12 protein-coding genes are annotated in these 12,363 nt (G+C 61.3%); 3 read left to right on the top strand and 9 right to left on the bottom strand.

Features of this window, described 5'->3' with window-relative positions; translation table 11 throughout:
• Positions 1 to 53: 53 nt before the first annotated feature.
• The 9 genes from KGB07_RS25620 to KGB07_RS25585 form a co-directional block, all read right to left on the bottom strand.
• The gene (locus tag KGB07_RS25620) at positions 54 to 311 is read right to left on the bottom strand and encodes a hypothetical protein (RefSeq protein ID WP_046037176.1); all 258 of its coding nucleotides are present in this window, start codon (positions 309 to 311) and stop codon (positions 54 to 56) included.
• Entirely contained in the window at positions 308 to 520 is a 213-nt protein-coding gene (locus KGB07_RS25615) for a hypothetical protein (protein ID WP_223466915.1), read from the bottom strand. Before KGB07_RS25615 ends, KGB07_RS25620 begins: the two co-directional genes overlap by 4 nt.
• Before the next feature lie 115 nt (positions 521 to 635).
• Positions 636 to 761, bottom strand: coding sequence for a hypothetical protein (locus KGB07_RS29535; protein ID WP_259674415.1), 126 nt, complete (start codon positions 759 to 761; stop codon positions 636 to 638).
• Positions 762 to 978: 217 nt separating this feature from the next.
• Positions 979 to 1,158, bottom strand: coding sequence for a hypothetical protein (locus tag KGB07_RS25610; protein WP_007979950.1), 180 nt, complete (start codon positions 1,156 to 1,158; stop codon positions 979 to 981).
• Positions 1,159 to 1,314: 156 nt separating this feature from the next.
• A complete protein-coding gene (locus KGB07_RS25605; RefSeq protein WP_056728090.1) occupies positions 1,315 to 2,484 on the bottom strand; it encodes a lactonase family protein in 1,170 nt (389 codons plus the stop codon).
• Complete coding sequence (locus KGB07_RS25600) at positions 2,477 to 2,815, bottom strand: DUF5629 family protein (RefSeq protein WP_056727603.1); 339 nt, start codon at positions 2,813 to 2,815, stop codon at positions 2,477 to 2,479. The genes KGB07_RS25605 and KGB07_RS25600 overlap by 8 nt, the downstream gene beginning before the upstream one ends.
• Before the next feature lie 54 nt (positions 2,816 to 2,869).
• Entirely contained in the window at positions 2,870 to 4,450 is a 1,581-nt protein-coding gene (locus KGB07_RS25595) for an aldehyde dehydrogenase (NADP(+)) (RefSeq protein ID WP_223466913.1), read from the bottom strand.
• 10 nt (positions 4,451 to 4,460) lie between these two features.
• Positions 4,461 to 5,453 (bottom strand): AraD1 family protein, encoded by a 993-nt coding sequence (gene araD1 / locus KGB07_RS25590; RefSeq protein WP_046037180.1) that lies wholly within the window; start codon positions 5,451 to 5,453, stop codon positions 4,461 to 4,463.
• Between the two features lie 132 nt (positions 5,454 to 5,585).
• Positions 5,586 to 6,893, bottom strand: coding sequence for an MFS transporter (locus KGB07_RS25585; RefSeq protein ID WP_046037181.1), 1,308 nt, complete (start codon positions 6,891 to 6,893; stop codon positions 5,586 to 5,588).
• A 194-nt stretch (positions 6,894 to 7,087) separates the two neighbouring features.
• Between KGB07_RS25585 and KGB07_RS25580 the strand changes: the two genes are divergently transcribed.
• From KGB07_RS25580 to KGB07_RS25570, 3 genes are all read left to right on the top strand, one after another.
• Positions 7,088 to 8,824: an IlvD/Edd family dehydratase gene (locus KGB07_RS25580; protein ID WP_046037182.1), complete on the top strand. Its 1,737-nt coding sequence runs from the start codon at positions 7,088 to 7,090 to the stop codon at positions 8,822 to 8,824.
• A gap of 252 nt (positions 8,825 to 9,076) precedes the next feature.
• Positions 9,077 to 9,796: a FadR/GntR family transcriptional regulator gene (locus KGB07_RS25575; RefSeq protein ID WP_046037183.1), complete on the top strand. Its 720-nt coding sequence runs from the start codon at positions 9,077 to 9,079 to the stop codon at positions 9,794 to 9,796.
• A 142-nt stretch (positions 9,797 to 9,938) separates the two neighbouring features.
• Positions 9,939 to 12,363 (top strand): dermonecrotic toxin domain-containing protein (locus KGB07_RS25570; RefSeq protein WP_411741544.1); only part of this gene is annotated, 2,425 nt, incomplete at its 3' end.

The following is a 12,363-nucleotide window of genomic DNA, read 5'->3' as shown; positions in this document are numbered from 1 at the left end:
GCGGCGTTCCGACAAGCTCCCTCGCCACAAAAGCCCTTTATCCGCAGCAGGCTTCAGGCCAACACCTCACACATCCCGATCGCCGAGCAATCCACCTGGAACGGCCCGAAAACCACGCCTTCATTCCTGATCGGCGGATTGCCGGCCAGCATGCCTTGGGCATTGGCGTTTTCGATGCTGCGGGCAATGTTGTGATTGGCTTCGATGGCCCGTGCCACCGAGCCCGCCGAGCCCTGGCCGATTCCCAACAGGGAGGATCCGTTGGTCATGAACGCCAGGAAGGCGATGACCCAGAGTCTGTGCCCTTTCATGCGCCGATGACTCCCGCGAGTTCCGCCTGATCAACTCGCGCGTTTTGCCCACTGTGTTCAAACTGGATGCCGGGATGAGCGACCTGGATCGGTGCTTCGAAGGTGACTTGCGACTGGGCTGAAAGGCTGACCAGCAGCACCATGGCAAGGTAAAGACTGATCGCCACATAGGCGCCGTGTTTGGCAGAAGTGAGAATTGCGCTGGCCATGATGTTCTCCGCGGGCACGTTTCAATGCCTACAGAATCGATCAAAAAATCCTGGGTAACCACTCAGGGTTATCCATAGTGACCATCAGCTTCATTGATCATTAAGCCAGACTATTTCAGTCTTCAATAAAACTTATCAAACGCTCGCGCGCAGCCTCCGGCTCACCCGGAACAGGGTCGGCTGCCGACAGAATGGGGGTGGAATAGAGAAACAGAAGAACCAATGCCAGACGCGTCACCATGCTGCCGATCCTTGCCGTGAGGAGGGGTCAAAAAATCAGCGTCAATTTAAACGTATGGCCATGTGATATCAAGCGCGACATTGATGGCAAAATGATGCTGTCGCAAAAGCGTTATGCAGGAGCGACATCACTCTGATCATTTTCAACACCCGTGTTTCAACATCAGGGTCTTCGATCATCAGTGACTTCGCTCCTGCATAAAGGCAGGGGTTGGCGTTCAGGCCTGGGTTTTGTGATCCAGCGCGGCGTAGAAGTTGGCGCTCTGTTGCAGGTATTTCTGGGTGTAGCTCTGGGTGTGGGCTTTTTTGTCGCTGATTTCAACGTTGGCGCTGGCTGGCAACGCAACGGTGGCGGAAATGGCGGAAGCGGCGATGACAGAGAAGATGTTGAAGTTCATGGCGGTATTCCTCGGATTCAGTTGGCTTGCTTGCCCGGTGGGGCCGTGAAGCAAACTTAACCCTCGATGGTTCGTGCCTTGAAATGCTTTGTAGCAGTACCAGATATCAGCGTCATTGATAAAAGCGGGCAGGCCCCATCAACCGGGGCCTGCGGCTTATTGACGCAGCAGAAACCTGAGGTCGCTCGGGGCGTCCATCGGTAGTTTTTGCACGGTCTTGCCCAGCAGACCGGTCCTGGCGTCGCGTTCGACGACGACAATCTGGTTGCTCTTCTGATTGGCGATCAACAGGAATTTGCCGCTCGGATCGAGGCTGAATTCCCGCGGATGATCGCCCTCCACCGCCCGGCGTTGCAGTTCACTGAGGTGACCGGTCGCCGGATCGATGGCAAACACCAACAGTTGATTGGCGGTGCCACGGTTGCTGACGTAGAGGAACTTGCCGTCAGCCGAGGCATGCAACGCCGCCGCAGCCTTGTCTGAAACTGGCTGTCCGGCAGCCAGATCGACCATTTGCGTCTGTTCGAGTTGGCCTTCGTGGTAGTCGAACACCGCCACTTGCGCGCTCATTTCCATGGTCAGCCAGGCGTGTTTGCCATCGGCGCTGAACAGCAGGTGGCGCGGCCCGCTACCCGGCGGCAGCTGCACGAATGCCGGGGTGGCCGGGGTCAACGGCAGTTCCGGGTTGGCCCTGGGGTCGAAGCGGTAGGCAAACACCTTGTCGGCGCCCAGGTCATTGGCGAACACGTATTTGCCGTCCGGTGACGGGATGGTCGAATGCACATGGGCCGAGGCCTGGCGCTCAGGATTGACCCGGCTCGCCGGGTGGCTGCTCATCTGCACCACCGGTTTGAGCTTGCCGTCGGCCGTCACTGGCAATACCGCCAGGGTGCCGCCCGGGTCTTCGGCCACCGAGTAATTGCTGACAAACAGATGGCTGCCATCGATGCTGAGACTGGAATGGGTTGGCTCGCTGCCAAGGCTTTGCACCTGGCTGATCAGGCTCAGCGCGTGGGTCTTGGGATCAATCGCAAAACTGCTGACGCGCCCTACCGGATCGGTCTGGCCCGGGCCGTTTTCATTGACCACGAACAGGTGTCGCCGATCCTTCGACAGGGTCAGCCACGACGGGTTTTCGCTCTTGATCACTTGCAGTGGGCTGGCATCGATCTGCCCGGTGCCGCTGTCGAACACCAGGCGGTAGATGCCCTGGCTTTGACCCGCAGTGTAGGAGCCCACCAGCAGCTGATAGTCATCGGCGGATGCCACCTGGACGCCCATGGCGCCGATGCTGCCGGCCATCAACAATGGCCAGAGGTTACGCATCGCCTTGGTCGTCATCTTCGTTGTCACCGCTGACGACATCGCCCAGGCACACCAAACGGTGTTCACCCGAGTCACCGGTGATCAACCAGCTTTGCAGCGAGGTATCGAAGGTCGCGGCCTGAATCTGCGCCGGGGTGAACTCCCAGTGTTTGGCCGCACGGCCATCCATGCATTCAATGTGCAGGTTATCATCCTCGTCGAGGGCGAATTCGAAGGCATGCAGCCCGTCGATCTCCACCATTCCGCAGTGTTCGAGGGCATTGAGCAAGGTGTCGGTTGGGGCAGTCATGGCAATCAGTCTTTGAATGGGAAAGACGCAATGATAGCTCATGCACCACCTCCCCTGTAGGAGCTAGCTCGCTCCCACAGGGATTGTGACTGGCAGTTAAAGTGCCTCGCGGGACGACTGCCCATCCACCAGTCGCTGGATGCGCAACGGATTGCCGTTCTTCAGCGCATCCGGCAGCAAGCTGTCCGGGTAGTTCTGGAAGCACACCGGGCGCAGGAAACGATCGATGGCCAGTGTGCCCACCGACGTACCGCGCGCATCGGACGTGGCCGGGTAAGGCCCGCCGTGAACCATCGAATCGCAGACTTCCACGCCCGTCGGATAACCATTGAGCAGGATGCGTCCGACTTTCTGTTCCAGCAATGCCGTCAGCCCGGCGAACTGCTCGAAGTCTTCCGGCTCGCCAATGACGGTAGCGGTCAACTGGCCGTGCAGGCCATTCAAGGCCGCCATCAGTTGCGCAGGATCCGTCACTTCAACCACCACCGTGGTCGGGCCGAACACTTCCTCCTGCAACACTTCATCGCCATCGAGCAGCAGACTGACATCGGCCTTGAACAGCTGCGGTTGCGCCTGATTGCCCTGCTGCGGATTGCCGGCCAGGTGCTCGATCCCCGGATGCGCGAGCAGTTTTTGCAAGCCCTGGCCATAGCTGCTCAGGGTTCCGGCATTGAGCATGGTTTGCGCCGGCTGGTCACCCATCAACCCGGCCACTTGCTGCACAAAGGCACTGAATGGCGCTGAGCGAATGCCGATCACCAGACCCGGATTGGTGCAGAACTGGCCGCAGCCCTGGACCACCGACGCCGTGAGTTCCCGAGCAACGGTATCGGCCCGCGCCTGCAACGCCTGGGGCAAGACGATCACCGGGTTGATGCTCGACATTTCGGCGAACACCGGTATCGGTTGCGCACGGGCCGCGGCCATGTCGCACAAGGCACGACCGCCCTTGAGCGAACCGGTGAAGCCCACCGCCTGAATCGCCGGATGCTTGACCAGTGCCGCGCCGACGCCCCCGCCATGGATCATGTTGAACACGCCGGCCGGCATCCCGGTTTTCTCGGCGGCGCGGATGATCGCGTCAGCCACCCATTCAGCGGTGGCCATGTGACCGCTGTGGGCCTTGAACACCACCGGGCACCCGGCGGCCAGCGCCGAAGCGGTATCGCCGCCGGCGGTGGAGAACGCCAGCGGAAAGTTGCTGGCACCGAACACGGCCACAGGTCCCAGGCCGATACGGTATTGACGCAGGTCCGGACGCGGCAGCAGCTGACGCTCCGGCAATGCCCGGTCGATCCGTGCGCCGTAGAAATCACCGCGACGCAGGACTTTGGCAAACAGGCGCATCTGCCCGCTGGTACGTCCACGCTCGCCTTGGATTCGGCCTGCGGGCAACGCCGTTTCGCGACAGACCACAGCGACAAAATCATCACCGAGGGCATCCAGTTCATCGGCAATGGCCTCGAGAAACTGCGCCCGCCGCTCCGCACTCAAGCTGCGGAAGGCCGGATACGCGGCCGCCGCCGCGTTGGCCGCCGCATCGACTTCCTGCAGGGTCGCCTGATAAAAATCGTCGGGCAAGGCCTCGCCCGTCGTCGCATCGACACTCTGCAACTTGACGCTGCCGGCGGCGCTGCGTTGGCCGCCGATGTAGTTGTGTCCAAGAATCCGGGTCATGGGTAACTCCTCAAAGTGTGCCGACGGTGCCGGGTTCGAAAGCCGCTGCGACGGGTGCGATGCCGTTGATCAATGGCGCGCCGAATTCAGCCTGGGTGATCTCGAACACGTCACCCGGTTGCGTGCGAATACCGTCGGCAAAGGACAGGGTCGCCGTGCCGAAGAAGTGAATGTGCACGTCCCCCGGGCGCAGGAACTGGCTGTACTTGAAATGATGGAATTCGAGGTTGGCGAGGCTGTGGCACATGTTCGCCTCGCCACTGAGAAACTCGTTCTGCCACAGCACTTCGCCGTCGCGCAGGATGCGGCTGGTGCCCGCCAGATGCTGCGGCAGTTCGCCGACCCGCAGCTCCGGACCATAGCTGCAGCTGCGCAGTTTCGAGTGGGCCAGGTACAGGTAGTTCTTGCGCTCCATGACGTGGTCGGAGAACTCGTTGCCCACGGCAAAACCCAGGCGATACGGCTTGCCGTCGTGACCGATCACGTACAGGCCGGCGATCTCCGGCTCTTCACCGGCATCTTCGGCAAACGGCGGCAGGGGAAACGGCTGGCCGGGCCGGACGACGATGCTGCCATCGCCTTTATAGAACCATTCCGGCTGCACACCGGCTTCATCTGCCACCGGTTTACCGCCCTCCACACCCCACTTGAAGATGCGCATGGTGTCGGTCATCGCGGTTTCGTCGCCACTTTGCTGGTGCATCTTGTCCCGGGCCGACGCACTGCCCAGATGGGTCAGGCCCGTGCCGCTGACCAGCATGTGCGCCGGGTCCGCGTGGTCCAGCGGCGGCAGGATGCGTCGCTGCGTAAGCAGTTCGGTATAGTCGTGGCTGATGCCCAGCCCCAGGCTTTGTACCTGTTGCTCAAGGCTTGCGCCCGCCTCGATCGCCGCCAATGCCAGATCGCGAACGGTGCGCGCATCCTGCACTTCACGGACCAGCCCTGCCTCGACCACACCGACACGGCGTTCGCCGTTACTCAATTCGAACTGAACCAAACGCATGAATTTTCTCCTATTCCTTCAAAACACCGCAGATCCCTGTAGGAGTGAGCCTGCTCGCGATAGCGATGTATCAGTCACCGACAACATTGGATGTGCCGACGCTATCGCGAGCAGGCTCACTCCTACATTGGATTAGCGTGCACTTGCTGCAAATTGATCGGCTGGCAGGACGTGTTTGCGTTCCAGCAGGCGATAGACGACGCCAGTCAGAATCAGCCCGAACACCATCACCCCCGACAGGAAGTACAGGCCCGAAGCCAGATTGCCGGTGTATTCCTTGAGTGCACCGATCACGAATGGGCCAAGGTAGCCGCCGAGGTTGCCCACCGAGTTGATCAAGGCGATCCCCGCCGCCGCACTGGCGCCGGCGAAGAAGCGGCCCGGCAAGGTCCAGAACACCGCCGTGCAAGAGAACAATGCGAACGCCACCAGGCACAGCGCCGCCAGTTGCAGCACCGGCACCGACAGCCAGGCGCTGAGGAACAGGCCAATCGCACCCAGCACGTAAAGCACGGCGAGGTGGCCATAGCGGTCGTTCAAGCGGTCGGAACTGCGCGGAATGATCAGCAGGCCGATGATCCCGAAGATGTACGGCACCGCGGAAACGAAACCGGTCACCAGGTCGCTGCCACCGAACTGCTTGATCAGGGTCGGCAGCCACAAGCCCAGGCCATAGATACTCAGGGTTACCGGCAGGTAGAACAGCGCCAGCAGCAGGACACGCTTGTCCTTGAGGGCGTGCAACGGGTTGCCGTGACGGGTCTGGCCGTAGGCATCCAGATCCTTTTTCAGCTCTCCGCTCAGCCAGTCCTTTTCCGCCTGGTCCATCCACTTCACTTGCTGCGGGCCGTCCGGCAGGTAGCGCAGCACCGGCCATGTCAGCAGGATCGCCGGGCAGCCAATGACGATGAACAGCCACTGCCAGCCGTGCAGGCCCAACACGCCGTCCATGCCCAGCAAGCCACCGGACACCGGGCCGGTGATCATCATTGCGATGGGTTGCGACAGGATGAACAACCCGAGGATCTTGCCGCGATGGCGCACCGGGAACCATTGGGTGATGTAGTACAGAACGCCCGGGAAGAACCCGGCTTCGGCGGCGCCGAGCAGAAAGCGCATCACATAGAAGCTGTTCGGCCCCTGGACGAACGCCATGCCGATGGTGATGGCGCCCCAGGTGATCATGATCCGCGCGAACCAGCGGCGTGCGCCGAAGCGGTCGAGCATCAGGTTGCTGGGGATTTCCAGCAGGAAGTAGCCGATGAAGAACAGCCCGGCGCCAAGACCGTAGGCGGCATCGCCCAGGCCGATGTCGGCGCCCATGTGCAATTTGGCGAAGCCCACCGCGGAGCGGTCCACATAGGCGATCAGGTACAGCAGGATCAGGAAGGGAATCAGTTTCAGCGTGATGCGACGGATAAGCCGCAGTTCCTGGCTCATGAGATCGGTCTCCGATTGTTGTTGTTATAGAACCTCGGGGGACGCCTCTCGCGAAAAATTCGCCAGGGCCATTCCTCCGTTTGAGCGGACTATATAGTAATACTATTTACTCAACAACACTTCCAAAGCGCTCAATTTACGCCTATGTTACGCCTCACCTCGAACAATATAGTCATACAATAAGAGAACCGATCATGTCTGATAAGAAACCCACCCTGCGCTCCGCCCAATGGTTTGGCACGGCTGACAAGAACGGCTTCATGTACCGCAGCTGGATGAAGAATCAGGGCATCGCCGACCACCAGTTCCATGGCAAGCCGATCATCGGCATCTGCAACACCTGGTCGGAACTGACCCCGTGCAACGCGCATTTCCGCCAGATTGCCGAGCATGTCAAACGCGGGGTGATCGAGGCCGGCGGTTTTCCGGTGGAGTTTCCGGTGTTCTCCAACGGCGAATCGAACCTGCGCCCTACCGCCATGCTCACCCGCAACCTGGCGAGCATGGACGTCGAAGAAGCCATTCGCGGTAACCCGATTGACGGCGTGGTGCTGCTGACCGGTTGCGACAAAACCACCCCGGCCTTGCTGATGGGCGCCGCCAGTTGCGACGTGCCGGCCATCGTCGTCACCGGCGGGCCGATGCTCAACGGCAAGCACAAGGGCAAGGACATCGGCTCCGGCACGGTGGTCTGGCAGCTCAGCGAACAGGTCAAGGCCGGCACCATCAGCATCGACGATTTCCTCGCGGCCGAGGGCGGCATGTCCCGCTCGGCCGGCACCTGCAACACCATGGGCACCGCCTCGACCATGGCCTGCATGGCCGAAGCACTGGGCACTTCCCTGCCCCACAACGCGGCGATCCCGGCCGTGGATGCACGCCGCTATGTGCTGGCGCACATGTCCGGCATGCGTGCCGTGGAGATGGTGCGTGAAGACTTGAAGCTGTCGAAGATCCTGACCAAGGAAGCCTTCGAAAACGCCATTCGCGTCAATGCCGCTATCGGCGGTTCGACCAACGCCGTGATCCACCTGAAAGCCATCGCCGGGCGCATTGGCGTCGAGTTGGACCTGGATGACTGGACCCGTATCGGTCGCGGCATGCCGACCATCGTCGACCTGCAACCGTCCGGGCGCTTCCTGATGGAAGAGTTCTATTACGCCGGTGGCTTGCCGGCCGTGCTGCGTCGCCTCGGTGAAGCCAACCTGATCCCGAACCCGAATGCCTTGACCGTCAACGGCAAGTCCATCGGCGAGAACACCAGGGACGCGCCGATCTATGGCGAGGACGAAGTGATCCGCACCCTCGACAACCCGATCCGCGCCGACGGCGGCATCTGTGTATTGCGCGGCAACCTGGCACCGCTGGGCGCCGTGCTCAAGCCGTCCGCCGCCACGCCCGAACTGATGCAGCATCGCGGCCGCGCGGTGGTGTTCGAGAACTTCGACATGTACAAGGCGCGGATCAACGACCCGGAACTGGACGTGGATGCCGACTCGATCCTGGTGATGAAGAACTGCGGGCCGAAGGGTTATCCGGGCATGGCCGAAGTGGGCAACATGGGCCTGCCGGCCAAGCTGCTGGCCCAGGGTGTGACCGACATGGTGCGCATTTCCGATGCACGCATGAGTGGCACCGCGTACGGCACGGTTGTCCTGCACGTCGCCCCGGAAGCCGCTGCCGGCGGACCGCTGGCCGCAGTGAAAGAAGGCGACTGGATCGAACTCGATTGCGCCAGCGGCCGTTTGCACCTGGATATTCCGGACGCCGAACTGGCCGCGCGCATGGCTGACCTGCAACCGCCGCAGAACCTGATCGTCGGTGGGTATCGCCAGCTGTACATCGACCATGTGCTGCAAGCGGACCAGGGTTGCGACTTCGACTTCCTGGTCGGTTGCCGCGGGGCTGAGGTACCGCGTCACTCCCACTGACACCACCCTCGTGAAGGTGTGAATCAACTACTGTGGCGAGGGAGCTTGCTCCCGCTGGGCTGCGAAGCGGCCCCAAAACCGGAACATGCGCTTTTCCAGAAATACCGCATTCACCGATTTTTCGACTGCTGCGCAGCCGAGCGGGAGCAAGCTCCCTCGCCACAAAGTAATCCCTATCCTCAGGCCTGATGATTACCTCCCGCGCCTGCTATCATGCGCGACACCTATTCGCACAGGACCGCGCCGCTCCCCATGGATTACCGCAAACCCTCCGACCGCAAAAGCATGCACTCGCGCATCGTCCAGGAACTGGGCATGCAGATCGTCTCGGGACGTTTCCTGCCGGACGACAAACTGCCCGCCGAAGCGCTGTTGTGCGAAGAATATGCGGTCAGCCGGCCGGTGCTGCGTGAAGCCACCCGGGTCTTGGTCGCCAAGGGCCTGGTGTATTCCCGCCCACGGGTCGGCACCGTGGTCAAGCCGCGCAAGGACTGGCACATGCTCGATCCGGACGTGCTGCACTGGTTGATGCAGAGTAGTCCGCAGAATCAGTTCTTTGACCTGCTGACCAGCGTACGCAGCATCATCGAACCGGCCGCTGCCGCCCTCGCCGCGCAATTCGCCACGGAGGCGGACATTGCCTCCATCGGTGAGGCCTACCAGCGCATGGAAGCCGCGCCGACGCCAGAGGCTCTGTTGCAGCCAGACCTGGACTTCCACAGTCGCATCGCCGATGCCACGCACAACGACCTGCTGGCCAACCTGTGCAACATGCTCTCGGTGGCCATCGCCGAAGCCTTGAAGCATTCCAACCAGCGGCCGAACCTGCACGAACTGGCGCTGCCCCGGCACAAGGCAATCCTGACCGCCATCGAGAATCGTGATGCATTGGGTGCGCGGCATGCAACGCTGGTGCAACTGGACGATGCCCGCAGCGCGCTGAATGTCGTACTCGGCTCCGAGCTGCCCTGAGCGACACATCGGCCGATCGCCAGGCACGACCCGACACACTTTTCGAGTGCTCAGGTGGTAGCGGGATACCGCACTTTCCTGCGACGAACTCGCCATTCTGGTAGCGAAACCACACTTCTTTCGCTACAGAACGGTATCCGATATGCAGAATCAATCCGCCGTCCCGCCAGACGAGACTCAGGGACAACCCACACGCCCCACTACCAGCGATGCTCCCGCTCAAGCAGTCGCCCTTCGATTCGCCAGCCGACCGACATTGCGCCAGGTCGCCGGACAACTGCTTCACGCCAGTATCCTGGAGCACTACCCGCCTCTGGCCCTGGATCTGGATGTCACCCGGCTCGCCATACCCAACCAGACCGGGGGATGGGACCTCAAGCTATTGATCGACGTGGCCCTGGACTACCTGGGCAACAACACATCGCTGAATCTCACGGCAGAAATTGACGGACGCGTACACTTCCTCACCAACCGCGCGCCTTCGCGTCTGACCTACGAAGCGCAAGGGCCAAAGCGTCCCGACATGGGCGTTATCCAGGAAAAAATCCAGTCATTGGCGTTGACCCTGGGCACACAGTTTCAGGAAGCCCTGACGGCCTACTGGAACCAGGCGCACGACACCAAAGTCAGCCACTGGCAATGGCTGGGTGACCTGCTGGCAAGCGGCCTGAACAGTGCCGCGAGCCTTCTTCCCGCGGCTCAAAAAGATGACCGGGCAGCACTCTACGAACTGGCTCAATATCCCGACCGTCGTGAGCGCCTGGCCATCCCCCACCCTGACGGTTTTGTGCATGCCTATTGCCTGGAAACCTGTTTGATACGCAACGGCGAAAGCACGTCCTTCACCTCGCCGGACCTGCTCGTGGTGCAAGAAAGCAGGGTCTTTTTGTACCGTGTTTCAGGTCGTCTGGAGTCGTACCCGAGCATGGAGGCGTTCAATCAGGCATGGGGCCGTGAGGTGGAGCGCCAGTTCATCGCCGACAAAGTCGTCATCAAGCGTTCCGAGCCCGATGGCAATATCTTCGATACACAGGCCGCGCTGCTGCTGGAGCGCCAGTTGGAGAACCTGGACGCCATCCGGCTTCCCGCCGACCAGGGGGTTCGCGCACTGGAAGAACGCTTCGCGGCCAGTACCGACCCGACCCCTTACTTCAGCCATGCTCCGGCACCTGGCCAGCAATCTGTCGAAAAAATACGCGCGACCCTGCCCCAATGGCTCAAGGACGCCAGCGACAGCGAGCGTGCCGAATATCGTCAATTGCTGGTCGAGCAGGCACAGTTGCAACGACAGACCGGCGGCAAGTCCTTCCTCGACGGCATCGAAAACCTGCATGATTTCACCAACAACACCTTGCGTGACCAGATGCGCCTGGACCATCCAGATTCCGATTGCGAACCTGGCGATCTGCTGCTCGATTTTCATGTGGCGGCCGGTGATCTGGGCAGCGGTTTCATCACCCGCGTCCCCATGACGCTGACTGAACTGGCCATCCACAACCTCAGCGCCACGCCCTCGGGCAGCATGACCATCACGGACAAGACCGGCAAAGCCGTCCCGTCCTGGCTGAGCGCCGACTACATCCTGGGTGAAAAAGGTCTGTTCAGCAGCACCGAAGGGCTGATCAGCCGGGTGAACATCGGCGAACGTTACCCGCACACCCTCAAAACCCTGCTGCTCGAAGACAACAGCGAATCGCAACGTCGCGAAATCCGGTTTGGCCAGGCGCTCAAAGCACACCTGCCGCTTCAGGCGCTGGAACACACGATCCGCGGCGAGCACGGACTGAGCTTCGAGGGATACCGATATGTAAAGGCCGTCTTGCACCCCCATGCACCCGAGCGCGTCGTCGATGGTCAGTACATCGTCGTCCGCGCGCTTGCCTTTACCCGCAAGGCCGGCGCGACCGCCGATGTCGTCGACAACATGTTCATCATTGAGCCGCGCGACACCGACATCGGCCCGCACATCCTGTATCGGCCCGTGTACCAGGACGCCTTGCAGCAATTCTCCAGCCGTGAAGCATTGCTCAACGCCGTTGCACAAGTCGGCCCCCTGCAAGACAGTGTACTGAGTTGGCTGCCGGACAGGGCCCGGCCGATCTACAGCAATGACGGATTCAACAGCCCCCACATCCTTCGTTTCGGCCCGGGAGACGAAACCGTCCGTTGGGAAAAACCGGAGCCCGCACAGTTGGCTCAGGGCTCCAGCACCGATGAAGAACCTGGTTCGCTGGTACAGGCGCAGGCCACCGGGAATCTGATGCAGTACCTCTACGCCAGCAACGCACGGGCGCTCATTGACCTGGCTGACAGAGAGTCGGTTTCCAACGCTGAAAACCGCTGGGCCATCGTGCGCGAGGGCGGCTGGTTGCTGTTCAACGCCTTGCTCCTACCAGCGCTTCGTGGCCCGGCGATGCTGGCCGGCTGGATGCTGCAGCTGGCCGTCGCCCTGAAAAGCGATGTGACAGCGCTGCACAGCAACGACCCGACCACCAGGGAACTGGCCTGGGTCGATCTGCTGCTCAATGTCGGGTTAATCCTGTTGCATGTGTCGCCCCAACCCCACC

This window comes from Pseudomonas sp. GL-RE-26 (assembly GCF_019956275.1).
GTDB classification, from domain to species: Bacteria; Pseudomonadota; Gammaproteobacteria; order Pseudomonadales; family Pseudomonadaceae; genus Aquipseudomonas; species Aquipseudomonas grandcourensis.
Note: the sequence above shows the minus strand (reverse complement) of the source record. Positions and strands in the feature narration are given on the sequence as shown.